This window comes from Thermus thalpophilus, from assembly GCF_022760915.1.
Lineage (GTDB): Bacteria > Deinococcota > Deinococci > Deinococcales > Thermaceae > Thermus > Thermus thalpophilus.
On record NZ_JAKTNS010000010.1, the window covers coordinates 42,541 to 69,165 of the forward strand.

The following is a 26,625-nucleotide window of genomic DNA, read 5'->3' on the forward strand; positions in this document are numbered from 1 at the left end:
CACATCCAAGGGCCATCTGCGAAGATTATGCGGTAAAGCCGGGTATATATGCATAGAGTTGCCATGGGCCCCGGGCCCCGGCCCCGGCTATACTCAGGCCATGCGCAAGGTGCGCCCCGAGGAGCTTCCCGCCCTCTTGGCCCAAGGGGTGAAGGTGGTGGACGTCCGCCCCGCCGACCGGAGGAACACCCCCTTGCCCTTCCCGGCGGAGTGGGTCCCTTTGGAAAAGATTCAAAAGGGCGAGCACGGCCTGCCTAAGGTTCCCCTCCTCTTGGTGTGCGAGAAGGGGCTTTTGAGCCAGGTGGCGGCCCTTTACCTGGAGGCGGAAGGCTACGAGGCCATGAGCCTGGAGGGCGGGCTTCAGGCCTTGACGGAGGCGAGATAGCTCCTTAGAATGGCGGATGCTGAGCGTGGTGAGCGTAGCTCAGCTGGTTAGAGCACCGGACTGTGGATCCGGGGGTCGTGGGTTCAAGTCCCATCGCTCACCCCAAAACCACCACCCCGCAAGGGGTGGTATTTTGAAGGGGGGCCTCGCCCCCATGCGAGGATGGCGGAACCGGTAGACGCGCCGGACTTAGGATCCGGTGGGGCAACCCGTGCGGGTTCAAGTCCCGCTCCTCGCACCAACCGGGCGGGGCCCCTTCCCTAACTGCGAGGTGTGGCGTGGCGGAGATCCTGGAGCGTTCCGGCTATCTGGTGAAGGTCCGGGTGGAAGTCCCGGCGAAGAGGGTGGAGGAGAGCTACCAGGCCCTCCTAAAGGACCTGGCCAAGCGGGTGCGGATCCCTGGCTTCCGCCCGGGAAAGGCCCCTTTGAAGGTGGTGGAGGCCCGCTTGGGGCGGGATGAGCTTCTGGCCGACCTCAAGGAGCGCTTGGTGGAGGAAACCTACCCCGAAGCGGTGCGGGAGCTGGGCCTTACCCCCGTGGCTGCCCGGGTGGTGGAGGAGGAGCTCAAGGAGGGGGAGGGCTTCCGCTACGTGGCCGAGGTGGAGAACTACCCAGAGGTGAAGCTCCCCGACTGGCGGAGCTTCACCTTGGAGGTGCCCTCTCCCGAGGTGACCGAGGAGATGGTGGAAAGGGCCCTGGAGGAGCTCCGCCAGCGCTACGCCGAGCTGGTTCCCGTGGAGCGGGAGGCCCAGGAAGGCGACCACGTCTTCGTGCGCACGGAGGAGGGGGCGGAGTTTCCCATTGACCTTTCCAAGGCCCTGCCCCACGTGCGGGAGGCCCTTTTGGGCAAGCGGGCGGGGGACGTGGTTCTGGTGCCGGTGCTGAACGAGCGGGGCGAGAAGGTGCGGGAGGTGAAGACCGAGGTCTTGGAGGTCAAGACTCTGGAGCTTCCCGAGCTGGACGAGGAGTTTGCCAAGACCCTCGAGGCGGAAAGCCTGGAAGACCTCAAGGCCAAGGTGCGGGAAAGCCTCAAGCGCCAGGCGGAGGCGGCCTACCAGGAGGCCCGGGAGCGGGCCTTTTTGGAAAAGCTGGCCGAGGGGATGGAGGCGGACATCCCCCCCTCCATGCTGGAGGCGGAGGAGCGCCACCTTTTGGAGCACCTGGCGGAGGACCTCTACCGGCAAGGGGTTGGCCTCGAGGCCTACCTCAAGGCCCTGGAGGAGCGGGGCGAGCTGGAGAAGTTTAAGGAGGAGTTGCGCCAGGAAGCCCTCAAACGGGTGCGCCGCTCCTTGGCCAAGGAGCGCCTGGCCGAGGAGCTAAAGCCCGAGCTATCCGAGGAGGAGTGGCAGGCCTACTTGCAGGCGGTGGCCCGCTCCTACGGCCTCTCCCTGCAAGAGCTCCGGCGGCAGTTCGGGGAGCGGGGCCTTGCCCGGTTGCGGGCGGCCCACCTCCAGGACAAGGCGGTGCGCCAGGCCCTGGCGGAGCTCCCCTAAGGGGGCATGGTGGCCCAGGGGGGGATTTCCCCCTGGGCTTCCCCTTAGAATGAAAAACGGTATGGTCATACCCTACGTCATAGAGCAGACCGCCCGCGGCGAGCGGGTCTACGACATTTACTCCCGCCTCCTCAAGGACCGCATCATCTTCCTGGGCACCCCCATTGACGCCCAGGTGGCCAACACCGTGGTGGCCCAGCTCCTCTTCCTGGACGCGCAAAACCCCAACCAGGAGATCAAGCTCTACATCAACTCCCCCGGGGGCGAGGTGGACGCCGGGCTTGCCATTTACGACACCATGCAGTTCGTCCGGGCCCCGGTTTCCACCATCGTCATCGGGCTTGCCGCCAGCATGGCCGCGGTGATCCTGGCCGCTGGGGAGAAGGGGCGCCGCTACGCCCTGCCCCACTCCAAGGTGATGATCCACCAACCCTGGGGCGGAGCCCGGGGCACGGCCAGCGACATCGCCATCCAAGCCCAGGAAATCCTCAAGGCTAAGAGGCTTCTGAACGAGATCCTGGCCAAGCACACCGGCCAGCCCTTGGAAAAGGTGGAAAAGGACACGGACCGGGACTACTACCTCTCGGCGCAAGAAGCCTTGGAATACGGCCTCATTGACCAGGTGGTGACCCGTGAGGAAGCCTAGGCCCCACTGCAGCTTCTGCGGCCTGCGCCCGCCCGACACGGGAAGGCTTTTGGAAAGCCCCTTGGAGGACGTCTTCATCTGCGAAGACTGCGTGGCCCGGGCCCAGGAGATTCTTCGGGGGGAAAGCGCCAAGCCCAAGGGGCCGAGCCGCCTGCCCAAGCCCCAGGAGATCAAGGCCCACCTGGACCAGTACGTGGTGGGCCAGGAGGCGGCCAAGCGGGCCTTGAGCGTGGCCGTCTACAACCACTACAAGCGCCTCCTCCACCCCGAGGCGGAGATCGGCAAGGCCAACATCCTCCTCATCGGCCCCACGGGCACGGGGAAGACCCTCCTTGCGGAAACCCTGGCCCGCTTCCTGGAGGTGCCCTTCGCCATCGCCGACGCCACCACCTTGACCGAGGCGGGGTACGTGGGGGAGGACGTGGAGAACGTCATCCTCCGCCTCCTGCAAAACGCCGACTTTGACGTGGAGCGGGCTGAGATGGGCATCGTTTACATTGACGAGATTGACAAGATCGCCCGCAAGTCGGAAAACCCCTCCCTCACCCGGGACGTTTCCGGGGAAGGGGTGCAGCAGGCCCTTTTGAAGATCATTGAGGGCACCATCGCCAACGTTCCTCCGCAAGGGGGAAGGAAGCACCCCCATCAGGAGTTCATCCCGGTGAACACAAAAAACATCCTCTTCATCCTGGGCGGGGCCTTTGAGGGCCTGGAGAACATCGTGAAGGCCCGGGTGGGCCGCACCGCCATCGGCTTCACCGGGGGTAAGGAGAAGGGGGAGGAGCCCCTGGAGGTCATCCCCGAGGACCTGGTGAAGTTTGGCATGATCCCCGAGTTCGTGGGCCGGGCCCCCCTCATCGTCCAGCTCCACCCCCTCACGGAGGACGACCTGGTGCGCATCCTCACCGAGCCCAAGAACGCCTTGGTGCGGCAGTACCAGGAGCTTTTCCGCATGGAAGGGATTGAGCTCCGCTTTACCCCGGCGGCCCTCAAGGAGGTGGCCCGCCGCGCCCTCAAGCGGGGCACGGGGGCCCGGGGCCTTAGGGCCATCCTGGAGAAGACCATGGTGGACCTGATGTTTGAGGCCCCGGGGAGCGGGGTGAAGGAGCTCGTGGTGGACCTACCCCACCTGGACCACCCCTTGAGGGCCCTGGAGGAGGCCCGGCTCAGGCAGGCTTCTTAGGCCTAGCCGGAAAGCCCTTAGGCCTAGCCGGAAAGCCGGGCCACCAGGGCCTCTTTGAGGGTGAAGAGGCGCTCGGTGAGGGAAACGTGGTAGATGTGGGGGTTCACCAGGCGGCGCACCCCTGGGTCTAGCCGGGCCACGTCCTTTTGGCGCCTTTCCCGCAGGGCCTCGAGGGGTAGGGGGGGGAAGAGGCGCTTGCCCCTGAAGGCTTCTTGCAGGAGGGGTTCTAGGGTGAACTCCCCGGGGTTCAGCGTGCGGCGCTTGGTGGGGTCGGTGGGATGGCGGAGGCAGAGGGGGGCGTCCTCCCGCACCTCCTCTTCAAAGGTGGCCATGAGGTCCGCCGTGGCCAGGCCCCGCCCGTCGTACACCCGGTAGACCTTCTTGTGCCCGGGGTTCAAGATCTTTTCCAAGGAGTCCGAGATCTTCATGGCCGGGGCCCAGGTGCCGTTTTCCCGGATGGCCACCAGCTTGTACACCCCCCCTAAGGCCGGGTAGCCCCAGGAGACCACCATCCGGGTCCCCACCCCGTAGACCAGGCGCTTTAGGAGCTTCTCTGGGTCCACGCCGTAGCGGGGGGCTTCCTCCAGGATCTGGCTTTTGATCTGCCAGATGACCAGCTCGTCCAGGTCCCCCGAGAGGACGATGAGGGTGTCGGGGAAGCCCGCCTTGTCCAGCTCCTTGGCCGCCTGGATGGCCAGGTGGGCTAGGTCGCCGGAGTCAATCCGCACCCCCACGGGGCGGTGTCCCTTCTTCCGCAGGTTCTCAAAGACCTTGATGGCGTGGGGCAGGCCGGAGTGGAGGGTGTCCACGGTGTCCAGGAGGAGGATGGTGTCGTCGGGGAAGACCTCGGCGAAGGCCTGGAAGGCGTCTTCCTCGGAGTAGCCCAAGGCCAAGAAGGCCTGGACCAGGCTGTGGGCGTGGGTGCCGGAGGCGGGGAGGCCCAGGAGGTGGGAGAGGCTCACGGCGCTACTCCGGTTGGCCCCCCCGATGAGGCTCGCCCGTGTGGCGCTTTCCCCCCCTTTGCCGGGGGCGCGGCGCAGGCCGAACTCCAACACCACCGCCTCTTCCCCCGCCGCCTCCCGCACCCGGCTCGCCTTGGTGGCGATGAGGGTTTCGTAGTTGATGCGGTTTAAGAGGGCGGTTTCCAGGAGCTGGGCCTGGAGGAGGGGGCCTTCCACGCTGAGAAGGGGCACCTGGGGGTGGGCCACCCGGCCCTCGGGGAGGGCCCTCACCGTGAGGCCGGAGAACCCGCCCATGGCCTTCAGGTAATGGAGGTAGTCCTCGGCGAAGAGGGGTTTGCCGGTGCGGCTTTTTAAGGCGCGGAGGGCTTCCAGCTCCGCCTCGCCGAAGCGGGCGTTTTCCATCCAGGAGAGCAAGGGGTCAAGCCCGGCGAAGACGGTGTAGCCCGCCTGGTGGGCTCCGTAGTCGGGGTTTTTTCGGTAAAAGGCTTCAAAGAGCGCTTCCCTCTCGTGAAGCCCTAGGCGAAAGTAAACCTGGCCCATGGTGAGCTGGTAGAGGTCGGTGTAGAGGATGCCGAAGGGGTCCATGGGCCTAGCATAGCCCTCCGCTTTTGGCTACACTAGCGGGATATGGTGGAGGTCCACACCTGCAGTCCCGGTTGCCGCCACCACCTGGGGGGGGCGGGGTGGGGGGATGCCCCGTTGGTGCGCCTGGGCTACAACAAGGAGGCCCGGGCCAGGAAGTTCCCCTACCTGAGGGCGCTTTTGGAGCGGCCCGTGGTCTTTGACGGGGCCATGGGTACCGAGCTGCAAAAGCGGGACCTTTCCCCCGAGGACTACGGGGGGGAGGCCTACTTCGGCTGCCCCGAGGTGCTAAACCGCACCCGGCCCCAAGTGGTGCAGGAAATCCACCGGGCCTACCTCGAGGCTGGGGCCGAGGTGATAGAGACCAACACCTTTGGCGCTCTAAGGCACGTCCTGGCCGAGTACGGGCTTGGGGAGGAGGCGGAGGCCCTCGCTTACCTGGGGGCCAGGCTCGCCAAGGAGGTGGCGGAGCCCTACGGGGCCTTCGTGGCGGGGGCCCTGGGGCCGGGAACCAAGCTCATCTCCTTGGGGCAGATTTCTTGGGATGAGCTTTACCAAGCCTACAAGGAGGCGGCGCGGGGGCTTCTTAGGGGCGGGGTGGACCTCATCCTTTTGGAAACGGCCCAGGACATCCTCCAGGTGCGCGCAGCCGTCCTCGGCGCCCGCGAGGCCATGGCCGAGGTGGGGCGGGAGGTCCCCCTCCAGGTCCAGGTGACCTTTGAGGCCACGGGGACCATGCTGGTGGGAACCGATGAACAGGCGGCCCTGGCTGCCTTGGAGAGCCTCCCCGTGGACGTGGTGGGGATGAACTGCGCCACGGGGCCCGACCTCATGGACAGCAAGGTGCGCCACTTCGCGGCCCACAGCACCCGCTTCGTGGCCTGCCTGCCCAACGCCGGCCTGCCCCGGAACGAGGGGGGCAGGGTGGTCTACGACCTCACCCCGGAGGAGCTGGCCAAGTGGCACCGGAAGTTCGTCCTGGAGTACGGGGTGAACGCCGTGGGGGGGTGTTGCGGCACGGGGCCGGAGCACATCCGCAAGGTGGCGGAGGCGGTGAAGGGGCTTCCCGCCCGGCCTAGGCCGGAGGCCTTCCCGCCCCAGGTGGCCTCCTTGTACCAAGCGGTCTCCCTCCGCCAGGAGGCGAGCCTCTTCTTGGTGGGGGAGCGCCTCAACGCCACGGGAAGCAAGCGCTTCCGGGAGATGCTTTTCGCCCGGGACCTCGAGGGCATCCTGACCCTGGCGCGGGAGCAGGTGGCGGAAGGGGCCCACGCCCTGGACCTTTCCGTGGCCTGGACGGGGCGGGACGAGTTGGAAGACCTCAGGTGGCTCCTCCCGAGCCTCGCCACCGCCGTCACGGTGCCCGTGATGGTGGACTCCACCTCCCCCGAGGCCATGGAGCTCGCCCTCAAGTACCTGCCGGGCCGGGTCCTCCTGAACTCCGCCAACCTGGAGGATGGCCTGGAGCGGTTTGACCGGGTGGCCTCCTTGGCCAAGGCCCACGGGGCGGCCTTGGTGGCCTTGGCCATAGACGAGAAGGGGATGGCCAAGACCAAGGAGGAGAAGGTGCGGGTGGCCCTCCGCATGTACGAGCGCCTCACGGAACACCACGGCTTCCGCCCCGAGGACCTCCTCTTTGACCTCCTCACCTTCCCCATCACCCAAGGGGACGAGGAGAGCCGCCCCCTGGCCAAGGAGACCCTGCTCGCCCTGGAGGAGCTTAGGGAAAGGCTTCCCGGGGTGGGGTTCATCCTGGGGGTTTCCAACGTTTCCTTTGGCCTGAAGCCCCGGGCCCGGCGGGTCCTGAACTCCGTCTTCCTGGACGAGGCGAGGCAGAGGGGCCTCACCGCCGCCATCGTGGACGCGGGCAAGATCCTTCCCATCAGCCAGATCCCCGAGGAGGCCTACGCCTTGGCCCTGGACCTCATCCACGATCGCCGGCGGGAGGGGTATGATCCCCTCCTCGCCTTCATGGCCTACTTTGAGGCCCACGCGGAAGACCCCGCGGCCAAGGAGGACGCCTTCCAGGCCCTGCCCCTTTTGGAAAGGCTCAAGCGGCGGGTGGTGGAGGGAAGGAAGGGGGGCCTCGAGGCCGACCTGGACGAGGCCCTGCGCCAGGGGTACAGGCCCCTGGACCTCATCAACGGCCCCCTTCTCGCCGGCATGAAGGAGGTGGGGGAGCTTTTCGGGGCGGGGAAGATGCAGCTTCCCTTCGTCCTCCAGGCGGCGGAGGTGATGAAGAGGGCGGTGGCCCACCTGGAGCCCCACATGGAAAAGCGGGGCGAGGGTAAGGGCAAGATGGTCCTGGCCACGGTGAAAGGGGACGTGCACGACATCGGCAAAAACCTGGTGGACATCATCCTGAGCAACAACGGCTACCAGGTGGTGAACCTGGGCATCAAGGTGCCCATTGAGGAGATCCTGCAGGCGGTGGAGGCGCACAAGCCCCACGCCGTGGGCATGTCGGGCCTTTTGGTGAAGAGCACCCAGGTGATGAAGGAAAACCTGGAGTACATGCGGGATCGGGGCTACACCCTCCCCGTGATCCTGGGTGGGGCGGCCCTCACAAGGAGCTTCGTGGAGGAGGACCTTCGCGCCATCTACCCCAACGTCTACTACGCCGAGGACGCCTTTGAGGGTTTGCGGCTTATGGAAGAGCTCACGGGCCAGGCTCCCCCCAAGCTCACCCAACGGGCTTCCCCCCGCCCCAAGCGGGAGGCGCCCAAGGTGCAGGCGCGTTCCAAGCCCGTGGGGGAGGCTCCCTTCATCCCCAGGCCGCCCTTTTTCGGGGTCCGGGTGGAAGCGGACCTGGACCTTCCCACCATCGCCCATTACGTGAACAGGCTCGCCCTTTACCGGGGCCAGTGGGGGTATAGCCGCAAGGGGATGAGCCGGGAGGCGTGGCAGGCCCTGGTGGAACGGGAGGCGGAACCCGTTTTCCGCCGCCTCCTCAAGGAGGCCATGGAGGAGGGGTGGCTCAGGCCCAAGGTGCTTTACGGCTTCTTCCCCGTGGCCCGGGAAGGGGAGGAGCTCCTCGTCTTCTCCCCGGAAACCGGGGAGGTGCTGGAGCGCTTCCGCTTTCCCCGGCAGCGGGGCGGGGGCTTGAGCCTCGTGGACTACTTCCGCCCCCGCCACGCCGAGCCCTTGGGGAGCGAGGCGGATTGGCTTCCCGCCTACGCCCAAGGGGCCCGGGACGTGCTTGGGGTGCAGTTGGTGAGCATGGGGGAGGAGCCTGCGAGGAAGGCCCGGGCCCTCTTTGAAGGGGGGGCCTACCAGGACTACCTCTTCGTCCACGGCTTCGCCGTGGAGATGACCGAGGCCTTGGCGGAGTACTGGCACAAGCGCATGCGGCAGATGTGGGGCATCGCCGGCCAGGACGCCACGGAGATCCCCAAACTCTTCCAGCAGGGCTACCAGGGGGCCCGCTACTCCTTCGGCTACCCCGCCTGCCCTGACCTGGCCGACCAGGCCAAGCTGGACCGCCTCATGGGCTTCGCCCGTATCGGGGTGCGGCTTACGGAGAGCTTCCAGCTTGAGCCCGAGCACGCCACCAGCGCCCTGGTGGTCCACCACCCCGAGGCCCGCTACTTCAGCGTGGACTGAAAGAGCCCCGGGAAGCCCCGGGGCCTTCCTTACTCCTCCCCTTTGGCGATGGGCACCCCCACCAGGTTGCCCCACTCCGTCCAGGAGCCGTCGTAGTTCTTCACGTGGGGGTAGCCCAGGAGGTACTTGAGGACGAACCAGGAGTGGCTGGAGCGCTCGGCGATGCGGCAGTAGACCACCACGTCCTTGTCCTTGGTGATGCCCAGGGGTTCGTAGAGGGCTTTGAGCTCTTCCGGGCTTTTGAAGGTGCCGTCGGGGTTCACCGCCTTGGCCCAGGGGATGTTCTTGGCCCCGGGAATGTGCCCGGCCCGCAGGGCCCCTTCTTGCGGGTAGTTGGGCATGTGGGTGAGCTCGCCCCGGTACTCCTCGGGGCTCCGCACGTCCACCAGGGCCCCCTTGCCCTCCTTAACCTTCAGGATGTGCTCCAGCACGTCATCCCGGTAGGCGCGGATGGACTCGTCCCGGTAGGGGACCTCGTAGCGGCCCGGGGGGTAGCTGGGGACCTCGGTGGTGAGGGGCCGGCCCTCCTCCACCCACTTCTGCCGCCCGCCGTTCATGAGGCGCACGTCCTTGTGGCCGTTGTACTTGAAGAACCAGAAGGCGTAGGCGGCCCACCAGTTGTTCTTGTCCCCGTAGAGGACCACGGTGGTGTCGTTGGAGATGCCAAGGCGCTCCATGAGTTGGGCGAACCCCTCCTCGCTGATGAAGTCCCGCACCACCGGGTCCCAGAAGTCCTTCTGCCAGTCAATCTTTTGGGCCCCGGGGATGTGGCCCGTGTCGTAGAGGAGGATGTCCTCGTCCACCTCGAGGACCCGCACCTTTGGGTCGTCCAGGTGCGCTTGCACCCATTCCGTGCTCACCAGAACCTCAGGGTGTGCGTAGCCCATGCTCACCTCCCAGCCCCACTATACCCTTGAGCGTGTTCATGCAAGGAACCGCGGCCACAATCTACGCGGGCGCCTTGCCAAGGAGGGCGGGTTCTGGTATAAAGGAGCCTGCGGGGAGTAGCCGCCCCTACGGGGGCCAGCCGGTCGTCAGTACGGGAGGTTTCCCCGGTCGGCTGGGGCGCTTTGGGCGCATGGCGAGACCACCTAAAAGGTGGCCTCGGCTTTTTGCTACACCCCGCAGGGAGGGAAACATGGACGTGCTAGCCATTGTGCTCATGGGGCTGGTCTTCGTGGCCAGCCTAGCCATCCAAGGAGGGTTGCAGGCCACTTTTGCCCGCTTTAGCCGGGTGGCCAACGCCCGAGGGCTTACCGGGGCCCAGGTGGCCCGGGCCATCCTGGACGCCCACGGGCTCACCCACGTGCGGGTGGAGCCGGTGCCGGGGGCCCTCACCGACCACTACGACCCCCACGCCAAGGTGGTGCGGCTTTCCGAGCCCAACTACGCCTCGCCGAGCCTCGCCGCCTTGGCGGTGGCGGCCCACGAGGTGGGGCATGCGGTGCAGGATGCCCAGGGCTACGCTTGGTTAAGGGTGCGGGCGAGCCTCTGGCCCGCAGCGAGCCTGGGGAGCAACCTGGGCCCCATCCTGGTGGTCCTGGGGCTCATGGTGGGGGCCTTGGGCCTGGCCAAGCTCGGCCTTTACCTTTACCTGGCCGTGGCCCTCTTCCAGCTCATCACCCTGCCCGTGGAGTTTGACGCCTCGAGGCGGGCCTTGGACTTCCTGAAGCGCATGGGCTTCCTGGACGCCCGGGAGATGGGCCCGGCCCGGCAGGTGCTCACCTGGGCGGCGCTGACCTACGTGGCGGCCTTGGCCAGCTCCTTGGCCACCATCCTCTACTACGCTAGCTTCCTCATGGGCCGGAGGGAGGAGTAGATGCCCCTTCTCCTTTGCCCCCAGTGCGGTGTGGGCATGAAGGAGGTGGAGCGGCGGGGGGTGCTCATAGACGTCTGCCCCCAGTGCGGGGGGGTGTGGCTGGACCGGGGGGAGCTGGAAAAGCTCCTGGCCGAGGTCCGGCAGGTGGAGCGGGAGTACGAGGCGGAGCGGGAGGCCTATCACCGCCAGGAAGGCAAGCCCTACAAGAAAAGGAAGGGCTTTCTAGAGCTGTTTGACCTCTTTGACTAAAGGGGGGTGGGAGCGCTCCTGGGGGTTCTCCCAGGGGCGTTTCGCTTTATCGGTGGTCCCCGGAGCCCCCTAAGGTACCCCGTGCCTGGCGGGAGCGGAGCTTGGCCAGGTTGGCCTGGGCCACGGCATCGAGGCTTTCCCCCAGGTCCGTGGCCACTTGGGCCACGTACCAAAGCACGTCCCCAAGCTCCTGCAAAATGGCCTCCCGCGCCTCTGGGGTCAGGGTCCCCCCCTGGTCGCGCAGGACCTTCTTCACCTTGTTGGCCAGTTCCCCCGCCTCCCCCACCAGGCCCAGGGTGGGGTAGAGGAGGCGGTAGGCCTCGGGGTAGAGGGCGGTCTTCTTGGCCTCTTCCTGGTAGGTGTTAAAGGTCATGAGTTACCTCCTTCCGGATGGCGTAGACGCGGCTTATGCCCCCCTCCGCCGTGACGCCGTAGAGGGCTTGGCAGGCCTCCATGGTGCGCTTTTGGTGGGTCACCAGGATGAACTGCCGCCCCGAGGCCAAAAAGCGGGTGAAGCGGAGGAGGTTGGCCTCGTCCAAGGCGGCGTCCACCTCGTCCAAGACCGCCAAGGGTAGCCCCCCTTGGAGCTCCCCCAGGGCGAAGAGGAAGGCCAAGGCGCCCAGGGTCTTCTCCCCGAGGGAAAGGAGCCGGAGGTCCTGGGTGCGCTTGCCCGGGGGCACCACCACCAGCCTAAGCCCCCGCCCTTCCCGCCGCACCTCGGCCCGCGCCCCCAAAAGGGCCTGGGCCTGTTGGCGGAAGGCCTCCTGGAAGCGGTGAAAGCTCTCCTTCAGGCGCTCGGCGTAGGCGGCCTCCACCGCTTTAGCCTCCTTTTCCAGGCGGAGGAGGGCCTCCATGGCTTCCGCTACCTCGCTTTCCTGGCGGGCGAGGCGTTCTTTGAGGGCGAAAAGCTCCCGCTCCGCCAAGGCGTTCACCGGGCCCAAGCGCTCCCGCTCCCTTTCCACCTGGGCCAACCGGGCCTGAAGGGCTTTGGGGGTGCCCGGTATCCTCTCGGCCTCGGGCAGGGCGCTAAGCTCCCGGGCAAGCTCCTCCAAGGTGGCTTCCCGCCGGGCCATGAGGAGGCGGAGGTGCTCCCGCTCCGCCAGGAGGGCGTTGGCCTGGGTGAGGGCCCGGGCTTCCTTCTCCTCTAGGGCCTGGCGCTCCCGCCGCACCTGGCCCAGGCGGGCTTCCAGGGTCCTAACCTCTTCCACCAAGGGCAAGGTGGCCTGTAGGCGGCTTTCCAGCTCCTCAAGCCGCGCTTTAACCCGCGCGGCCTCCTCCTTCGCCCTTTGCCAGGCGCTATAGGCGGCGGCGAGGAAAAGGTAGCGCTCGTGGGCCTCCGCCTGGGCGAGGAGGGCTTCCAAGGCTTCCCGTTCCGCTTCCAGGGCTTTTAGGCGGGCCTCGTCCCAGGCCCCTTCGGGAGGCGTGGGGGGTTTGGGCGGCGGGGGGAGGGGAGCTTGGCGCCGGGCTTCCAAAGCGGCCACCTTGGCCTTGGCCTCGGCGAAGGCTTGGGGGGAAGGGAGGCCCCGTAGCGCCGCCTCCAGCTCGGCGACCCTTTGGGCGAGCTTCGCCTCTTCCTCCGCCAAGGCCTCCACCCGGCGGCGGAAGAGGAAGGTTTCCCCGCTTCCCTTGGTTCTTCCCCCGGTGAGGGCCCCGGAGCGTTCCAGGACCTCCCCCTCCAGGGTCACAAGCCGCTCCCGTCCGCCGGCGCGGCGGTGGGCCAGGGCGGCCTCGAGGTCCTGGAAGACCAGGGTGTCCCCCAGGAGGGTGAGGAGGATGGCCCGCTCGGGAAGCCCCTTAAGGCGCAAGGAGGCCAGGCGGTAGGCGGGGCCCAGGAGCCCGGGGGCGGGCTTGGGGTTGGGGGCGGCGGGTGGGGTAAGGAGGGTGATGGGCAGGAAGGTGGCCCGCCCTCCTTCCCGCTTGAGGAGGGCGATGGCCGCCCTGGCCGCCTCCTCGTCTTGGGCCAAGACCCACTGGAGCCTGGGGCCCAAGGCCACCTCCAGGGCCAGCTCCAACCCGGGCTCGGGCCGCACCAGGTCCGCCACCACCCCCAGGATGCCCTTTAGCCCCCGCACCCGCCTAGGGCCTTCCTGCAGGTCGGCGCCCGCCGCCAGGAGCCTTTCCAGCCTTTCCCGCTCCTGCGAGGCCCCTTGCAAGGCGGCCTTGGCTTCGGTTAAAGCGGCCTCCAGGGCCTTTCGCCTTTCCCAGGCTTCCGCCAGCCGGGCCAGGGCTTCCTGGGCCTCGGCGAGTTCCCGTTCCAGAAGGCTCCGCTCCGCCAGGGCTTCTTGGTGGTGGCGAAGCCTTTCCTCGTAGCGGGCGGCTTCCGTTTCGTAGCGGCGCCAAGCCTCTTCCAACCGCCTTTTTTCCGCCAGGAGCCGGGTTTCTTCCCCTTTGAGCCGGGCGAGCTTGGCCCGCACCTCCTCCGCCTTGACCCCTGGGTCGGGGACGGGGGGGGCGGGGTCCTGGGGCGGGGGGCGGTCCAGGGCCTTCAGGATGCGGGAAAGCTCCTGACACTCCCTTTCCAGGGCCTCCCGCTCCTTCAGGGCGAGGCGCACTGCCTCCAGGCGGGCCCGGAGGCTTTCCTCCTCGGCCTTTAGGGCCTCCTTCGCCGCCTTAAGCTCCCTTTGCGTCCCTTGCAGGTGGGCTTCCTCCTCCGCCAGGGCCAGGAGGCGGGTTTGGGCCCTTTCCAGGTCCTTTTGCGCCTCCTCCGCTCGGGCGAGGAGGAGGCTTCGCTTGAGCCTTAGGGCCTCGAGGTCCAAGGCCCGGGCGCGGGCGGCCTGCTCCGCCTCCTGTTCCAAGCGGCTCGCCTCCGCCTTCAGTTGTCCTAGGACCTTTTCCCGCTCCTCCAGAAGGGCCAAGGCCTCCTTGAGCCTTTCCTCCGTGGCCTTGGCTGCCTCGGCCACGGGCCTGAGGCCGGAAGCCTCCTCCAGGTGGGCCAGGAGGACCTCCTCCGGGGCTTCCAGGAGGGCCCCCACCTCCCCCTGGCCCACGATGGCGTACCCGCCCCGGCCTAAGCCCGTGCCCGCCAGGTGCAGGGCCAAGGCCTTGGCGCTCGCCGGGCGGCCATTCACCTTGAGGAAGGTGCGCTCCCCCTCGATGCGCCGCTCCACCCAAAGCCGCTCCCGCCCCCGGGAAAGCTCCAGCCGCACCTCGGCGTAGCCCAGAGGGGGCCGGCCTTCCGCCCCGTGGAAGAGGAAGGCGGAAAGCTCTTGCCCCCTTAGCTCGTGGGCCCGGGCCCCGGTGACGAAGCGCAAGGCCTCCACCAGGTTGCTCTTGCCCGAGCCGTTGGGACCGATGACGCCCGTGACCGCATCGGGGAACTCCAAGAGGGTGCGCTCGGCGAAGGACTTGAACCCTTGCAGGGTCAAGCGGTCTATGCGCCAGGCTTCCTTCATGGCAGGCGAATGGGTTTGGTTAGGTCCAGGTGGGCAAGGCCAGGGGAAGGCTTGCCCTCCACCAAAAACCGCACCTCCTCCGCCCCGAAGGTGGTGAGGAGGGTGTAGGCCAGGCTGTAAAGCCGGAAGGCCTCTTCCATGGCGTCCAGGCCTTGGGCGAAGCCCGCGGGGAGGTCCACCACCAAGGCCTTTTCCAGGCGGAAGAGGGCCTTGGGGGCGGGGGACTGGGTGGCCTCGGCCCAGACGGCCAAGGCCCGTCCCTCGGGGCTTTCCCCCGGGCCCAGGGTGAGGGTTTGGCTTTCCTTGAGGAAGCCCCGGGGAGGGTCGGGGCGGTAGAGGACCAGGACCAGGGTTTCGGGCTTAGCCTCGCCAGGGGAGGGCAGGGACAGGGCCCCCGGGGCCTCGTTCCCAGCGCTTTTCCAGTACACGAAGGCTCCCAGGACGAAGACGAGGAGACCAAAGACGTTCCAAAAGGTGAAGAGTCCGCGCACGCTCATTCCTCCAGGTAGCTTCGGACGCCCTGTGCGATGGCCTCGGCCAGGGCCTGGCGGTCCTGGGGTGTCTTGAGGCGCTCGGCCCCGATTTCCAACAAGACCGCCGCCCCGGGAAGGTCGGTGAGGGCGTAGGGGCCCTCCGCCTTGGCTAGGACCAAGCCCAAGGCGGAAAAGGCGCTTTCCAGGGCCTGGGCAAGGCGGCGGGGGTCGCCGGCGTAGGCCTTGAGCAGGGCCTTTTGCTCCGCGGGGGCGGTGGCGAGGAGGCTTTCGGCGTTCTTGGCCAGGGTCAGGGAGCGCTCCTTGGGCAGGTAGAGGTTGAGGGCGCTTCCCCGGGTGACGTGGAGGGAGAGGAAGACCGCCGCCCCTTGCGCCTGGGCTAGGCGGGCCTCGAGGGGAAGGGTGGCGTCCTGGTTCCGGGTGAGGCGGCTACCTGGGAGCTGGGCCGCCACCCGGCGGGCCAGGTCCAGGGTTAGGTCCTTCTCCCAAACCCCGTCCAGGTTAATCCCCGTATCCTTTCCCCCGTGCCCTGGGTCCAGGAGGACCAAGGGCTTGGGCTTGGGCAAAGGGCCCCACTCCAGGACCACCCGGCCCCCTCCCGGGTAGTAAAGGCGGTCGGGGGGGGTATCCAGGGGCAGGAAAAGCCCTAGGGGTTCTTGCCGAAGCCCCGTGCCCACCCCCTTGGCCAGGAGGAAGAGCACCCCTCCTTCCCGGTAAAGGGCGTTCACCTCCCGGGAAAAGCGGAAGGTGAGCCTCATGCTTTCCCGCTCCACCCCCAATAGCTCCGCCCAGGGAAGCTCCAACAGGATGCCCTCCTGCGCCCGGTAGGTGAGGCCCAAAGCGTCCGCCAGGGGGCGCAAGGGGATGTAGACCTCGTTGCCCCGCCGCCAGGCCGCTCCTTGGGCCGCGGCCTTGGCTTCCTCCCCTAGGATGGGGAAGACCTTCTGCCGGCTTCCCAAGCCCAAAGCCAAGCGGCCTTCCCCTTGCCAAAGGGAAAGCCCCAGGCCCTGGGCCACCAATTGGGCGGGTCCGTAGGCCACCCCCCGCCCCCCCGGGTAGACTGCCTCCCCTGTGAGGCTTCCCGCCTTCAGGGGCTTGGGCGCCTGGGCCAGGGCTAAGGCGGCGAGAAGGAAAGGCAGAAAAAGCCTCATAGCTCCTCCAGAGCCCGGCGCACCGCCTTCTTTTTGTCGTCTTCCTTCTTTTGGTAAGCCTTTTTGCCCCGGGCAAGCCCCAGGAGTACCTTGGCGTAGCCCCGTTCGTTGAAGTAGATCCTCAGGGGCACCAGGGTGAGACCCTTTTGCTCCACCTTGCCCCGGAGGCGGTTGAGCTCGTGGCGATGGAGGAGGAGCTTGCGCTTGCGGCGGGGGTCCACGTTGGTGTAGGAGCCCTTCTCGTAGGGGGCGATGTAGAGATTTTCCAGGTAAAGCTCCCCGTCTTCAAACTTGGCGAAGCTCCCCGTGAAGTCCACCTTCCCCGCCCGGATGGATTTCACCTCCGTCCCCTTGAGGACCAGGCCCGCCTCATAGGTTTCCAGGATCTCGTAGTCGTGCCGCGCCCGGCGGTTCTCCAGCACGGGGGCTATCTTACCAGAGGCGGTAGGCCCCTTCCCGTCGGTGCTTCAGGAGGGGGTAGCGGGCCCGGTAGGCCTCGAGGAAGCCCCAGTCCGGCTCGGCCAGGAGGAGGCCCTCCTCCTCCCTGCGGCCCAGGACCCGCCCGTCTGGGGCCACAAAGAGGCTTGGGGTTTCCGTGTCCGCCCGGCTCGCCAGGAGGAGGTAGGCTTGGTTTTCCGCCGCCCGGGCCCGGGCCAGGACCTCCATGAGCTCGGCGTAGGCCCCGGGCCAGGCGGCCCCCACCAAAAAGGCCTGGGCCCCCAGGAGGGCGTAGGTGCGGAAGAGCTCGGGGAAGTCCAGGTCGTAGCAGAGGGCGAGGCCCAAGGTCCGGCCCTCGTGGAGGAAGAGGACCGGGCCCGGCCCGGGGAGGAGCCCCTCGTCCCCCTCCTCTTCTGGCGTGAGGTAAAGGTGGACCTTGGCGTAGATGGGGCCTTGGGGGAAGACCTGGAGGCGGTTTTCCCTCGCGGCAAGAAGACCCGCCACCACCCTTAGGCCAAACTCCCCCGCCAGCGCCGCGAGGGCCTCGTGCAGGTCCGGGCTTTCCCGCCTGCCCAGGATGAGCTCGGGAAGGAGGAGAAGCCCCGCCCCTTCGGCCCGGGCTTCTTGGGCTAAGGGGCGGAGGGCTTGGAGGAGTTCTTTCGGGCTATCCCGCTTGGCGAGGTGGGCCAGGGCGAGGCGCATCTACTTACGGCCCAAAAAGCGCCAGGCCGTGGGCAGGAGAAGGGCGGCGAGCACCGCCTTCACCAGGTCCCCAGGGAGGAAGGGGAAGAGTCCCATGGCCAAAAGCCCTCCCATCCCCGTGAACTTGCCCACCCCCACAAGCCAGGCCCCAAGCCAGGGAAGCCCCACCAGGTAGAGGAGGGCGTTCCCCAGGAGCATGGCCAAAAGGGTGCCGAAAAAGCTCCGGTCCAGGCCGAACCGCTCCACCAAAAGCCCCACCAGGCCCGCCGCCAAGGGGAAGGCCAGGAGGAAACCCCCCGTGGGGCCCAGGATCCTGGCCACGCCCCCCGTGCCCCCGGCGAAGACGGGAAGGCCCATGGCCCCTTCCAGGAGGTAGGCCAAAAGGGCCAGGAAGCCGAGCCGGCTCCCCAAGGCCGCCCCCACCAGGAGGATGCCCAAGGTTTGAAGGGTGAGGGGCACGGGGGTGAAGGGGAGGGGGATGGCCACCTGGGCGGTGAGGGCCACAAAGAGACTTCCCGCCAGGATGAGGCTTAGGTCGCGGGCCAGGGTGCGCTTGGGCCACAGGGTCTTGACCAAAGGAGTGTAGGCCAGGGCTTCGGTCTTCATAAGCACCTCCTCGTTCGTCAACCACGCTAGAGCCCAAGGGTTTACATGTCAAGGGTCTTACCGGTGCGGGCCCAGGGCCTTAAGGATCTAGGGGTATACTGGAGCCGTGCCTTCTTTGCCTTGGCGTCCCAAGCCCTTTGCCTTGGGATGGCGAGGTTGGAAGGGCTTCCAAATAGGAGGTGAACCATGAAGGTGGGGATTAACGGGTTCGGCCGCATTGGGCGCCAGGTCTTCCGCATCCTGCACACCCGGGGCGTGGAGGTGGCCTTGGTGAACGACCTCACGGACAACCGCACCCTGGCGCACCTGTTGAAGTACGACTCCATCTACCACCGCTTTCCCGGGGAGGTGGGCTACGACGAGGAAAACCTTTACGTGAACGGCAAGGCCATCCGGGCCACCGCCATCAAGGACCCCAAGGAGATTCCCTGGAAGGAGGTGGGGGTGGGGGTGGTGGTGGAGTCCACCGGGGTCTTCACCGACGCCGACAAGGCCAAGGCCCACCTCGAGGCCGGGGCCAAGAAGGTGATCATCACCGCCCCCGCCAAGGGGGAGGACATCACCATCGTCATGGGGGTGAACCACGAGGCCTACGACCCCGCCAAGCACCGCATCCTCTCCAACGCCTCCTGCACCACCAACTCCCTGGCCCCCGTGATGAAGGTGTTGGAGGAGGCCTTCGGGGTGGAGAAGGCCCTCATGACCACGGTCCACTCCTACACCAACGACCAGCGCGTCCTGGACCTGCCCCACAAGGACCTCAGGCGGGCGCGGGCCGCCGCCCTCAACATCATCCCCACCACCACCGGGGCGGCCAAGGCCACGGCCTTGGTCCTCCCTTCCCTCAAAGGGCGGTTTGACGGCACCGCCCTCCGGGTGCCCACCGCCACGGGGAGCATCTCCGACATCACCGCCCTCCTCAAGCGGGAGGTGACGGCGGAGGAGGTGAACGCCGCGCTAAAGGCGGCGGCGGAAGGTGCCCTCAAGGGGATCCTGGCCTACACCGAGGACGAGATCGTCCTCCAGGACATCGTCATGGACCCCCACTCCTCCATCGTGGACGGCAAGCTCACCAAGGCCATCGGCAACCTGGTGAAGGTCTTCGCCTGGTACGACAACGAGTGGGGCTACGCCAACCGGGTGGCGGACCTGGTGGAGCTCGTCCTGAAGAAGGGGGTCTAGATGCGCACCCTGCGCGACCTGGACCCCAGGGGGAAGCGGGTTCTGGTGCGGGTGGACTACAACGTCCCCATCCAAGGGGGGGTGGTCCAGGACGAAACCCGCATCCAGGAAAGCCTCCCCACCCTGCGCCACCTCCTCGCCGGGGGGGCTTCCTTGGTCCTCCTCTCCCACCTGGGCCGGCCCAAGGGGCGTGACCCCAAGTATTCCTTGGCCCCCGTGGCTGAGGCCTTGGCCCGCCACCTTCCCGGGGTGCGCTTTGTCCCCCATAGCCCCGGTTCCGAGGAGGCCTACCAGGCGGTGCGGGCCTTGGGGCCAGGGGAGGTGGTTCTCCTGGAAAACGTCCGCTTTGAGCCGGGGGAGGAAAACAACGACCCCGAGCTGGCCGCCCGCTACGCCCGGCTTGGGGACGCCTTCGTCCTGGACGCCTTTGGGAGCGCCCACCGGGCCCACGCCAGCGTGGTGGGGGTGGCGCGGCACCTTCCCGCCTATGCCGGCTTCCTCATGGAAAAGGAGGTGCGGGCGCTTTCCCGTCTTTTGCAAAACCCTGAGCGCCCCTACGCCGTGGTCCTGGGCGGGGCCAAGGTTTCCGACAAGATCGGGGTCATTGAAAGCCTCCTTCCCCGCATTGACCGCCTCCTCATCGGGGGGGCCATGGCCTTCACCTTCCTCAGGGCCTTGGGGGGCGAGGTGGGGAAGAGCCTGGTGGAGGAGGACCGCCTGGACCTGGCCCGGGACCTTTTGGCCCGGGCGGAGGGCTTGGGCGTGAAGGTCCACCTGCCCCAGGACGTGGTGGCGGCCACGGAGATTGCCACGGGGGTAGAAACCCAGGTCTATCCCGCGGACGCCATCCCCGTGCCCTACATGGGCCTGGACATCGGCCCCAAGACCCAAGCCGCCTTCGCCGAGGCCCTGAAGGGGGCCAAGACGGTGTTTTGGAACGGGCCCATGGGCGTCTTTGAGGTGCCCCCCTTTGACCAGGGGACCTTGAGCGTGGGCCGGGCCATCGCCGCCCTCGAGGGCGCCTTCACCGTGGTGGGCGGGGGCGATTCGGTGGCGGCGGTGAACCGCCTGGGGCTCAAGGAGCGCTTCAGCCACGTGTCCACCGGGGGCGGGGCCAGCCTGGAGTTCTTGGAGAAGGGTACGCTTCCCGGGATTGAGGTCCTGGAGTAGGTTTGCCTCCTCCCCGCCCCCCTTCGTGGGGGTGGGGTTTTCGCTATGATGGCCCCATGCGCCGGGTACTGGTGGCGGGCAACTGGAAGATGCACAAGGTCCCTTCGGAGGCCCGGGTTTGGTTCGCTGAGCTGAAGAGGCTCCTTCCCCCCTTGCAGTCGGAAGTGGCCCTTCTTCCCGCCTACCCCATGCTCCCCGCCGCCAAGGAGGTCTTCTTGGGGAGCCAGGTGGCCTACGGGGCCCAGGACGTCTCCGCTCACCGGGAAGGGGCCTACACGGGGGAGGTCTCGGCCCGGATGCTCGCCGACCTGGGGTGCCGTTACGCCATCGTGGGCCACTCGGAAAGGCGGCGCCACCACGGGGAGACGGACGCCCTGGTGGCGGAGAAGGCCAAAAGGCTTTTGGAGGAGGGCCTCACCCCCATCCTCTGCGTGGGGGAGCCCTTGGAGGTGCGGGAAAGGGGGGAGGCGGTGCCCTACACCTTGGCCCAGCTTCGGGGAAGCCTCGAGGGGGTGAACCCCCCGGGTCCTGAGGCCTTGGTGATTGCCTACGAGCCGGTCTGGGCCATCGGCACCGGGCGGAACGCCACCCCACAGGACGCCGAGGCCATGCACCAGGCCATCCGGCAGGCCCTGGCCGAGCTTTACGGCGAGGAGTTCGCCAGGAGGGTGCGGATCCTTTATGGGGGGAGCGTGAACCCCAAGAACTTCGCCGATCTCCTTTCCATGCCCAACGTGGACGGGGGGCTCGTGGGCGGGGCGAGCCTGGAGCTTGAAAGCTTCCTCGCCCTCCTCCGGATCGCGGGTTAGGGGAGTACCCGGATGGTCCCCTCCTGCGCCACCACGTGAAGGTGCCGGTCCAAGCTTAGGACCAGGCCCCCGTTCCGCTCGGCTACGGCGACGACCGCGGCGTCGGCAAAGCCCAAGGGCAGGTCCCGGTACCGGGCCACGAGCGCCCTGACCCGGGGCAGGTCTTCTTCCCCGCATTCCAGGGAGAAAGCCCCGGCCTCGAGGTCTTGGAGGAAGGCCTCGAGGGCCCCAAGGCCCAGGCGCCTTTCCGCGAGGTAGGCGATCTCGGCGAGGATGCCCATGGGCACCAGGTAGGGACCTGGATCAGAAAGAAGGAGCGCCTTAACGCGGCCGTGGTCCGGGTCCTTCCGGTTCAGGAGGGCGAAGAGGGCGGAGGTGTCCAGAGTGATCATCGCTCGGACCAGACCCTTTCCAGCCACCCCTCGGAGGCGCGCCCGGAGAGCTCCTCGTCCTCGCCCACGCCTAGGGAACGAAAGGCGGGTCTTTGGCGCTGGGTAAGGTAAGCGGCCAAGGCCTCCCGGATGAGCTCTGCCTGGCTTTTGCCCTCCCGCCGCGCGGCCTCCTTTAGGGCGCGGTGAAGCTCAGGGGGGAGGTAGAGGGTCGTCTTCTCCATGTCTTCACTGTACGCCTTATATGGTAGGTGTCGTCAGCGGACCTCGAGGGTCAGAGCCGCAGGGGCGGAAGCCCAGGCCCTCACACGTGTGACGACTCCTCGGACTGAAGTCCGAGGCTTCGCGGTTCTCATGGGACGGCCCACGCCGCCCATGTCCCCGCAGGCTCCGTCCGAGCCCTAGCCAGGATGTTTCGCGCTGCGGCCACGTCCCGATGGAGAAGTGTTCCACACTGGGGGCAGGTGTACTCCCTGACCCACAGGGGCCTCTTTTCCCGATGACCGCACACTGGACAGTCCTGGCTTGTATGTTTGGGGTCTACCCCAATGACCCGCCTACCAGCCTCCTCCGCTTTGTAGGCGAGGATTGCAAGAAACTGCGCCCAGCCTGCATCCAGCACCCCCTTAGCGGTGCGGGAGCGGGCCAAGCCGAGGATATTCAGGTCTTCATGGGCGATGGTTCCATAGTGGTTGACGAGTTTTCGGGCCAGCTTGTGGTGGAAGTCCCTGCGCTGGTTGGCAATTTTCCGGTGCAGTTTGGCAACCCGCTTTCTGGCCTGCTTGCGGCGATTGCTGCCCCGCTTCTTACGGGCAAGGCTGCGCTGGGCGGCGGCGAGTTTGGCTTGCGCCTTTTGGAAGTACCGAGGGGCCTCGACCCTCTCCCCCTCCGAGGTGACGAGGAAGTGGGGGTTGGTGCCCAGGTCGATCCCGATGGCCTGGTCATTGGGGGGAAGGGGTCTGGGCTCCACCTCACAGGTAAACACGATGTACCAATGCTCTCCCTCTCGTTTGACCGTGGCGGTCTTGAGCCTGCCTTCCAAGGGGCGGTGCAGCTTGACCTTCACCGAGCCGATGCCGTAGAGGAGCACCCGCTTCCCGCCCCCCTGGAGTTTGACCCCGGTGGTGCCCGCCTGGGGGAAGGTGAAGCTGTCGTAGCGCCCCTTCCCCTTGAAGCGGGGGTATCCCGCTTTCTGTCCCGCCTTGACCCGCCGGAAGAAGCCCTGAAAGGCTCTGTCCACCCGCTCGATGACGTTCTGCAAGACCTGGGAGTGGACGCCCTTGTACTCCGGCAGCTCGGTGCGTATCTCGGGCAGATACCTCTTCTGTTCGTAGAAGCCGACCGTCTTGCCCGCCTTGCGGTAGGCCTCTCTACGCTCCTGCAAGGCCGCGTTGTACAGGCTGCGGCACAGCATCAGCGTCCGGTCCAAGTCCCGCAGTTGGGGCTGGGTCGGATAGAGGCGGTACTTGAAAGCTTTAAGCATCGTCGTCCTGGTATTTGCGCTGGGACTCGATGTAGCGCTGGATGGCCTGAGCCGAGATGTTCCCGGCGCTGCCCACATAGAAGGAGGGCGTCCATAAATGACCGCCGCCCCTGCCCCGCCGTAGCTTTGGGAACTCTTGCAGGATGCGCCGAGCCGATACGCCTTTCAGAATCTTCGCCACGTCCGAGGGGGCCCACTTGGGCGGCACGGAGAGGAACAGATGCACGTGGTCGGGCATGACCTCCATTCCCAGCACTACCCAGTCCCTCATCAAGCACGTCTCCCGCAACACCTGCATCAGCCGTTCGCGCACTTCGCCAAAGAAGGCATGTCTGCGGTACTTGGGGGTGAATACCAGATGGTAGTTCAGGTTGTAATGGCTGTGACGTGTAGTGCGCTCTTCCGGCACTTACACATGATACCACAAAATGACCGCCCACCATGCTGTGTGCCCCAAAGGGGCACGTGGGGGAGTCCATGTATCCCCGGTTTGGTCACGGGCAGAGCCCGTATCTTGCAAACCGGGGGATTATAGCTCCCCCACACCCCTTCCTTTCTCTAAAATGGCTCCATGGCCCTGGATTTCCCGGCAAGCCCCCTGGCCCCCGCCCTCCGCCTCCTGGAGGAAGGGCGGGACCGGGAGGCGGAAGCCCTCCTCCAAACTTCCCAAGAAGGCCTCCCGGAGGCCGAGCGCCTGGCCCTTCTAGGCTTCGTAGAGGCCCGTAAGGGGAACCTTCGGGCCTACCGCGCCCTGGCCCTGGAGGCCGCCCGAAGGGCCCAGACCCCCCTCACCCTCTACCACCTGGGCCTGGCCCTCCCTCCAAAGGCGGGGGCCCTGGCCCTGGAGGAGGCCCTCCACCGCTTCCAGGGAGACCCCAAGGCCGAGGCCCGCCTCGCCTTCGCCCTGGCCCGCGCCCTAAGGGGGCTTGGCCGCCTCAGGGAGGCCCTGGGCTACGCCGCTTTTGCCCTTGCCCGGGGCTTTGGCCCCTTCGCCCTCCTGGAGTGGGCCTGGCTCGCCCTCCTCGCCGAGGAGGACCCTCCCCTCCCCGACCTCCTCCGGCAGGTGGAACTCCTGGCCCTGGAGGGGGGCACGGGGCTCTACGCCCGCTTCCTCATGGCCCACCTGCGCTTCCTCCAGGGGGAGGAGGCCTCGGGGAGGGCCTACCTGCGGAAGGCCCTGGGCGAGGCCCCTCTTCCCGCCCTTCCCTACCTCGCCCCCGCCGGGGTGCGCCTCCTGGGGAAGGAGGTCCTCCCCTTCCTCCTGGCGGCGAGGCCCTGGGCCAAGGAGCCCCTCACCCAGGCCCTCCTCGCCTTGGCCGAAGGGCTCTACCGGGAGGACGAGGAAGGGGTGGCCAAGACCCTGCCCCTCCTCCTGGAGGAGGTGGCGGAGGAGGCCATGCGGGGCCTCCTCTTCCTGGGAAGGCCCCACCCCCTCCTGGGAGAGCTCTCCCGGAGGGGGCAGGAGCTCCTCTGGGCCGCAAGCCCCTCGGCCCACTTCCAGGCCCTGGGAGAGCCAAGGCTTGGGGGCAAGCCCCTCCCCCTGCGCCAGGCGGAGCTCCTCGTCCTCCTCCTCGCCCGGAAGGAGGGGTGGAGGGGGGAGGAGCTGGCCCTGGCCCTCTACGGGGAGGCCAACGGGCCCGCCCTCCGCATGGAGGTGCTCCGCCTGAGGCAACGGGGGCTTGCCGTGAAAAGCCGGCCCTACCGCCTGGCCCAGGCCCTACAGGCGGACTTCTTGGAGGTATGGGGGCCCTGCGTCAAGGAGACCTGAGCGGGGCCCTTGCCCGCTACCGGGGCCCCCTCCTCCCCCAGAGCCAGGCCCCGGGGGTGGAGGCCCTGAGGGCGGAGCTGGAAGAGGCCCTGAGGCGGGCGGTCTTGGCCCAGGGCGAGGTGGAAAGCCTCTTCCTCCTGGCCGAGCGCCTGGGGGAGGACCTGGGGGTCTGGGAGGCCCTCCTGGAGAGGCTACCCTCCCAAGACCCCCGCCTTCCCATCGCCCAGGCCCGGGTGGAAAGGCTCAGGAGGGAGTGGGGCCTCTAAGGTACCCCAAAAGGTATTCCCACAGCCCCGGCTTGGGCATCCCATGTTGCAAAGCCGAAGTGGCGCTTAGAGCCCAAGCCCCGGGGGCGAGCAGTGGGGGGCGAGGCACTGGGGAAGGACCCCAGAGCCCCCGAGTAGGGCGAGGAGAAGCCACAGGAGCCGCACACCTGAAGGCTACCCCGGCCCATGTAACCTCCACGTAACGCCCTAGAGTCTTTATGAGAGCTTTCTGAGTTACGCGGGCGTTACCTTCCTCTTGCTACCCTGAGGCTAACCCGTAAGGGGGTGAAGGAGATGCTCAAGGAAGTGCAGGAGGTCAAGGTCGGCGGCCGGACGCGGCGGGTTTACGTGAGGCCCTTCGCCTGGGGTTTGAAGAATCCCTCCCACATGGAGTGGACCCCAGACGGCAGGCTTTTGGTTTCCGAACACACTGCGGGCACTGTTCGGGACATTACAAAAGGGGGGGACGCTTCGGAGGCTAAACCTTTGGTGTACAATCTACAGGGTCCCGCTGCTATTCGCCCTACTGAGGACGGCAAGGTTCTCGTTGTGGAAACGTGGGGAGGAGCTATTGCGGATATCGCCGGAGGGGGTGATGCAACAAAACTACCTAAATTAGCCGAAAACCTAAAGGGCCCCTACACCCTAGCCGTGCTGAACCTAGGGAAAAAGGGGGAGACCTTTTTTGTAAGCGAAAGTTCCTCTTCCTTCATGACACAAATCACCCGTCTAAGTCTAGGTGACCATGAGCGAGAGCCCAAAGCTTTTATCCTAGACATACCTGCCCGACATGGTGAGCCTGGGCTGACCCCCCCAGAGTCATGGCCCGACAAGTGGGAAAAGTATGCAGCAGCAGGATGTGTCAAAAATTGGATTGACGATGCTGCTGGAAGGGGCTTCTTCTACCTCGCTGTAGGAAGCCTGGGCCAAATCTTCCGCATAAATCCGGATGAATTGCCGGAGAAAATTACCTACTCTGAGTTGGTTGCCCATCCGAATGCGTTGGTAGCCTGGGGGCTTCATCGCCTAGGAGGGATGCGGTTTCATCCCTCATCCGGATTGCTCTTTGCCGTTCAGCCAGAGATGGGAGAAGTCATTGCCGTAGACCCCGCTCAACCTGGCAATTACCACTTCCAGCCTCCCGTTGTGAGAGGGCTACGGATGCCTACTTGCGTAAGGTTCTCTCAAGACTCGGAGAAAATGTACGTTTGCTCCTCTGCTGACGGGGTGGTCTGGGAAGTAGAGGGTTTCTTGACTTAGCTGAGGGTGTTCTTATTAGCCACGATCCTGTTTTTGGCCAGCTGCGCTGGGGGGGCCGTAGGCACCGCGGCCTCCCTCCACCTCGCTCGCTTAGACAACCCCTTCTACCTGGGTCTGCAACACGCCATCGGTTGGGGTGCCTCCGTCTTAGCCCTCTTCACAGGCTACCTTCTAGATCGGACGGACCGCAAAAAAGCCCTCAGCTTCGGGCTTCTCTCTGGCAGTCTCCTGCGCTTTCTTTTAGGAACAAGCCTCGGCCTCATTGGTCCATGGACCTTTCTCGGCCTTTACCTGGTAGACAACATCCTTGAGCTTCTTCTGGAGGTCCGGGTCCTGGTCCCTAGACTCGTGCCGCAGGAACGGGAGAAGGCCCATGGGCGTCTTTACACGGCAAGTCTCCTTGCTGACCTTCTCGGCGCCCCCTTAGGCGCCTTCCTCTTCGTCCAGAATCCCTCCTGGCCCTTTTTCCTCGGGGGCGCGCTAGGCTTTGTGGCCATTCACTTCGCCGCTAGGCTCCCTCCCACCGACATTCCGCACCCCTCTCCCTTGGCCTTAGGATTTTGGGATGGAAACCACACCCAACCTACAGGTGTACGACC

The 26,625-nt window shown here is 66.7% G+C and carries 27 protein-coding genes and 2 tRNA genes; 16 read left to right on the plus strand and 13 right to left on the minus strand.

All coding sequences use genetic code 11. The features are described 5' to 3' along the window. The first annotated feature begins 100 nt into the window (after positions 1-100). The 6 genes from L0D17_RS05275 (at position 101) to clpX (ending at position 3,707) form a co-directional block, all read left to right on the plus strand. Complete coding sequence (locus tag L0D17_RS05275; protein WP_039457016.1) at positions 101-385, plus strand: rhodanese-like domain-containing protein; 285 nt, start codon at positions 101-103, stop codon at positions 383-385. A gap of 28 nt (positions 386-413) precedes the next feature. After that, positions 414-490, plus strand: a tRNA-His gene (locus L0D17_RS05280). A gap of 51 nt (positions 491-541) precedes the next feature. Next, positions 542-626: transfer RNA gene (locus tag L0D17_RS05285), tRNA-Leu, on the plus strand. Between the two features lie 37 nt (positions 627-663). Further along, complete coding sequence (gene tig, locus L0D17_RS05290; RefSeq protein ID WP_243094259.1) at positions 664-1,878, plus strand: trigger factor; 1,215 nt, start codon at positions 664-666, stop codon at positions 1,876-1,878. A 61-nt stretch (positions 1,879-1,939) separates the two neighbouring features. Continuing rightward, a complete protein-coding gene (clpP, locus tag L0D17_RS05295; protein ID WP_039457100.1) occupies positions 1,940-2,524 on the plus strand; it encodes an ATP-dependent Clp endopeptidase proteolytic subunit ClpP in 585 nt (194 codons plus the stop codon). Further along, entirely contained in the window at positions 2,511-3,707 is a 1,197-nt protein-coding gene (clpX, locus tag L0D17_RS05300) for an ATP-dependent Clp protease ATP-binding subunit ClpX (protein WP_039457022.1), read from the plus strand. Before clpP ends, clpX begins: the two co-directional genes overlap by 14 nt. 23 nt (positions 3,708-3,730) lie before the next feature. Here clpX and L0D17_RS05305 read toward each other — a convergent pair whose 3' ends face one another. Beyond that, entirely contained in the window at positions 3,731-5,254 is a 1,524-nt protein-coding gene (locus tag L0D17_RS05305) for a nicotinate phosphoribosyltransferase (RefSeq protein ID WP_243094261.1), read from the minus strand. 42 nt (positions 5,255-5,296) lie between these two features. Between L0D17_RS05305 and metH the strand changes: the two genes are divergently transcribed. After that, positions 5,297-8,851 carry a methionine synthase gene (gene metH / locus L0D17_RS05310; RefSeq protein WP_243094263.1) on the plus strand — a complete coding sequence of 1,185 codons (3,555 nt, stop codon included), beginning with the start codon at positions 5,297-5,299 and terminating at the stop codon, positions 8,849-8,851. A 29-nt stretch (positions 8,852-8,880) separates the two neighbouring features. On the opposite strand, the gene L0D17_RS05315 is transcribed toward metH, so the two are convergent. Further along, a complete protein-coding gene (locus L0D17_RS05315; RefSeq protein ID WP_039457031.1) occupies positions 8,881-9,738 on the minus strand; it encodes a sulfurtransferase in 858 nt (285 codons plus the stop codon). A gap of 251 nt (positions 9,739-9,989) precedes the next feature. On the opposite strand from L0D17_RS05315, the gene L0D17_RS05320 reads away from it, so the two are divergent. Both L0D17_RS05320 and L0D17_RS05325 read left to right on the plus strand, forming a co-directional pair. After that, complete coding sequence (locus L0D17_RS05320) at positions 9,990-10,670, plus strand: zinc metallopeptidase (protein WP_039457033.1); 681 nt, start codon at positions 9,990-9,992, stop codon at positions 10,668-10,670. Beyond that, entirely contained in the window at positions 10,671-10,919 is a 249-nt protein-coding gene (locus tag L0D17_RS05325; protein WP_039457036.1) for a TFIIB-type zinc ribbon-containing protein, read from the plus strand. It begins immediately after the preceding gene. A gap of 46 nt (positions 10,920-10,965) precedes the next feature. Here L0D17_RS05325 and L0D17_RS05330 read toward each other — a convergent pair whose 3' ends face one another. From L0D17_RS05330 to L0D17_RS05360, 7 genes are read right to left on the minus strand one after another with little or no spacing between them, the layout of a single operon-like run. Next, a complete protein-coding gene (locus tag L0D17_RS05330) occupies positions 10,966-11,292 on the minus strand; it encodes a nucleoside triphosphate pyrophosphohydrolase family protein (RefSeq protein ID WP_243094265.1) in 327 nt (108 codons plus the stop codon). Continuing rightward, positions 11,282-14,311 carry an AAA family ATPase gene (locus L0D17_RS05335; protein WP_243094267.1) on the minus strand — a complete coding sequence of 1,010 codons (3,030 nt, stop codon included), beginning with the start codon at positions 14,309-14,311 and terminating at the stop codon, positions 11,282-11,284. The genes L0D17_RS05330 and L0D17_RS05335 overlap by 11 nt, the downstream gene beginning before the upstream one ends. Further along, positions 14,308-14,802, minus strand: coding sequence for a GerMN domain-containing protein (locus L0D17_RS05340; protein ID WP_039457103.1), 495 nt, complete (start codon positions 14,800-14,802; stop codon positions 14,308-14,310). The genes L0D17_RS05335 and L0D17_RS05340 overlap by 4 nt, the downstream gene beginning before the upstream one ends. A 2-nt stretch (positions 14,803-14,804) precedes the next feature. Next, complete coding sequence (locus L0D17_RS05345; protein ID WP_243094275.1) at positions 14,805-15,953, minus strand: N-acetylmuramoyl-L-alanine amidase family protein; 1,149 nt, start codon at positions 15,951-15,953, stop codon at positions 14,805-14,807. Then, the gene (gene smpB / locus L0D17_RS05350) at positions 15,950-16,384 is read right to left on the minus strand and encodes an SsrA-binding protein SmpB (RefSeq protein ID WP_243094298.1); all 435 of its coding nucleotides are present in this window, start codon (positions 16,382-16,384) and stop codon (positions 15,950-15,952) included. Before smpB ends, L0D17_RS05345 begins: the two co-directional genes overlap by 4 nt. Before the next feature lies 1 nt (position 16,385). After that, complete coding sequence (locus tag L0D17_RS05355) at positions 16,386-17,093, minus strand: carbon-nitrogen hydrolase family protein (RefSeq protein WP_243094277.1); 708 nt, start codon at positions 17,091-17,093, stop codon at positions 16,386-16,388. Then, on the minus strand, positions 17,094-17,699 hold the full coding sequence (locus tag L0D17_RS05360) for a biotin transporter BioY (protein ID WP_243094278.1): 606 nt from the start codon (positions 17,697-17,699) through the stop codon (positions 17,094-17,096). 186 nt (positions 17,700-17,885) lie between these two features. Here L0D17_RS05360 and gap point away from each other — a divergent pair, with 186 nt between their 5' ends. From gap to tpiA, 3 genes are read left to right on the plus strand one after another with little or no spacing between them, the layout of a single operon-like run. Next, the gene (gene gap / locus L0D17_RS05365; protein ID WP_243094286.1) at positions 17,886-18,881 is read left to right on the plus strand and encodes a type I glyceraldehyde-3-phosphate dehydrogenase; all 996 of its coding nucleotides are present in this window, start codon (positions 17,886-17,888) and stop codon (positions 18,879-18,881) included. Then, positions 18,882-20,051, plus strand: coding sequence for a phosphoglycerate kinase (locus tag L0D17_RS05370; RefSeq protein WP_243094288.1), 1,170 nt, complete (start codon positions 18,882-18,884; stop codon positions 20,049-20,051). It abuts the gene before it with no gap. A gap of 56 nt (positions 20,052-20,107) precedes the next feature. Further along, complete coding sequence (gene tpiA / locus L0D17_RS05375) at positions 20,108-20,860, plus strand: triose-phosphate isomerase (RefSeq protein ID WP_243094289.1); 753 nt, start codon at positions 20,108-20,110, stop codon at positions 20,858-20,860. On the opposite strand, the gene L0D17_RS05380 is transcribed toward tpiA, so the two are convergent. From L0D17_RS05380 to tnpA, 4 genes are all read right to left on the minus strand, one after another. After that, the gene (locus L0D17_RS05380) at positions 20,857-21,252 is read right to left on the minus strand and encodes a type II toxin-antitoxin system VapC family toxin (protein WP_008632333.1); all 396 of its coding nucleotides are present in this window, start codon (positions 21,250-21,252) and stop codon (positions 20,857-20,859) included. The genes tpiA and L0D17_RS05380 overlap by 4 nt on opposite strands. After that, positions 21,249-21,473, minus strand: a complete 225-nt coding sequence (locus L0D17_RS05385) for a ribbon-helix-helix domain-containing protein (protein WP_008632330.1) — start codon at positions 21,471-21,473, stop codon at positions 21,249-21,251. The genes L0D17_RS05380 and L0D17_RS05385 overlap by 4 nt, the downstream gene beginning before the upstream one ends. Before the next feature lie 128 nt (positions 21,474-21,601). Further along, positions 21,602-22,732, minus strand: coding sequence for an RNA-guided endonuclease InsQ/TnpB family protein (locus L0D17_RS05390; RefSeq protein WP_008632327.1), 1,131 nt, complete (start codon positions 22,730-22,732; stop codon positions 21,602-21,604). Continuing rightward, entirely contained in the window at positions 22,725-23,141 is a 417-nt protein-coding gene (gene tnpA / locus L0D17_RS05395) for an IS200/IS605 family transposase (protein WP_019550163.1), read from the minus strand. Before tnpA ends, L0D17_RS05390 begins: the two co-directional genes overlap by 8 nt. Before the next feature lie 162 nt (positions 23,142-23,303). Between tnpA and L0D17_RS05400 the strand changes: the two genes are divergently transcribed. The 4 genes from L0D17_RS05400 to L0D17_RS05415 form a co-directional block, all read left to right on the plus strand. Beyond that, a complete protein-coding gene (locus tag L0D17_RS05400) occupies positions 23,304-24,500 on the plus strand; it encodes a hypothetical protein (RefSeq protein WP_243094291.1) in 1,197 nt (398 codons plus the stop codon). Next, positions 24,473-24,766, plus strand: coding sequence for a hypothetical protein (locus tag L0D17_RS13790; RefSeq protein WP_243094293.1), 294 nt, complete (start codon positions 24,473-24,475; stop codon positions 24,764-24,766). Before L0D17_RS05400 ends, L0D17_RS13790 begins: the two co-directional genes overlap by 28 nt. Positions 24,767-25,060: 294 nt before the next feature. After that, positions 25,061-26,026 carry a hypothetical protein gene (locus L0D17_RS05410; protein ID WP_243094299.1) on the plus strand — a complete coding sequence of 322 codons (966 nt, stop codon included), beginning with the start codon at positions 25,061-25,063 and terminating at the stop codon, positions 26,024-26,026. Positions 26,027-26,032: 6 nt separating this feature from the next. Next, positions 26,033-26,625, plus strand: a 593-nt coding sequence (locus tag L0D17_RS05415) for an MFS transporter (protein WP_243094295.1), incomplete at its 3' end; no start/stop codon positions are given.

Bases quoted from the DNA above. Each gene is read 5' to 3' on its own strand.
- L0D17_RS05275 (WP_039457016.1), top strand. From the start codon at position 101: ATGCGCAAGGTGCGCCCCGAGGAGCTTCCCGCCCTCTTGGCCCAAGGG.
- clpP (WP_039457100.1), top strand. From the start codon at position 1,940: ATGGTCATACCCTACGTCATAGAGCAGACCGCCCGCGGCGAGCGGGTC.
- L0D17_RS05305 (WP_243094261.1), bottom strand. From the start codon at position 5,254: ATGGACCCCTTCGGCATCCTCTACACCGACCTCTACCAGCTCACCATG.
- metH (WP_243094263.1), top strand. From the start codon at position 5,297: ATGGTGGAGGTCCACACCTGCAGTCCCGGTTGCCGCCACCACCTGGGG.
- L0D17_RS05315 (WP_039457031.1), bottom strand. From the start codon at position 9,738: ATGGGCTACGCACACCCTGAGGTTCTGGTGAGCACGGAATGGGTGCAA.
- L0D17_RS05320 (WP_039457033.1), top strand. From the start codon at position 9,990: ATGGACGTGCTAGCCATTGTGCTCATGGGGCTGGTCTTCGTGGCCAGC.
- L0D17_RS05325 (WP_039457036.1), top strand. From the start codon at position 10,671: ATGCCCCTTCTCCTTTGCCCCCAGTGCGGTGTGGGCATGAAGGAGGTG.
- L0D17_RS05330 (WP_243094265.1), bottom strand. From the start codon at position 11,292: ATGACCTTTAACACCTACCAGGAAGAGGCCAAGAAGACCGCCCTCTAC.
- L0D17_RS05335 (WP_243094267.1), bottom strand. From the start codon at position 14,311: ATGAAGGAAGCCTGGCGCATAGACCGCTTGACCCTGCAAGGGTTCAAG.
- L0D17_RS05345 (WP_243094275.1), bottom strand. From the start codon at position 15,953: ATGAGGCTTTTTCTGCCTTTCCTTCTCGCCGCCTTAGCCCTGGCCCAG.
- L0D17_RS05355 (WP_243094277.1), bottom strand. From the start codon at position 17,093: ATGCGCCTCGCCCTGGCCCACCTCGCCAAGCGGGATAGCCCGAAAGAA.
- L0D17_RS05360 (WP_243094278.1), bottom strand. From the start codon at position 17,699: ATGAAGACCGAAGCCCTGGCCTACACTCCTTTGGTCAAGACCCTGTGG.
- gap (WP_243094286.1), top strand. From the start codon at position 17,886: ATGAAGGTGGGGATTAACGGGTTCGGCCGCATTGGGCGCCAGGTCTTC.
- L0D17_RS05370 (WP_243094288.1), top strand. From the start codon at position 18,882: ATGCGCACCCTGCGCGACCTGGACCCCAGGGGGAAGCGGGTTCTGGTG.
- tpiA (WP_243094289.1), top strand. From the start codon at position 20,108: ATGCGCCGGGTACTGGTGGCGGGCAACTGGAAGATGCACAAGGTCCCT.
- L0D17_RS05380 (WP_008632333.1), bottom strand. From the start codon at position 21,252: ATGATCACTCTGGACACCTCCGCCCTCTTCGCCCTCCTGAACCGGAAG.
- L0D17_RS05385 (WP_008632330.1), bottom strand. From the start codon at position 21,473: ATGGAGAAGACGACCCTCTACCTCCCCCCTGAGCTTCACCGCGCCCTA.
- L0D17_RS05390 (WP_008632327.1), bottom strand. From the start codon at position 22,732: ATGCTTAAAGCTTTCAAGTACCGCCTCTATCCGACCCAGCCCCAACTG.
- L0D17_RS05400 (WP_243094291.1), top strand. From the start codon at position 23,304: ATGGCCCTGGATTTCCCGGCAAGCCCCCTGGCCCCCGCCCTCCGCCTC.
- L0D17_RS13790 (WP_243094293.1), top strand. From the start codon at position 24,473: ATGGGGGCCCTGCGTCAAGGAGACCTGAGCGGGGCCCTTGCCCGCTAC.
- L0D17_RS05410 (WP_243094299.1), top strand. From the start codon at position 25,061: ATGCTCAAGGAAGTGCAGGAGGTCAAGGTCGGCGGCCGGACGCGGCGG.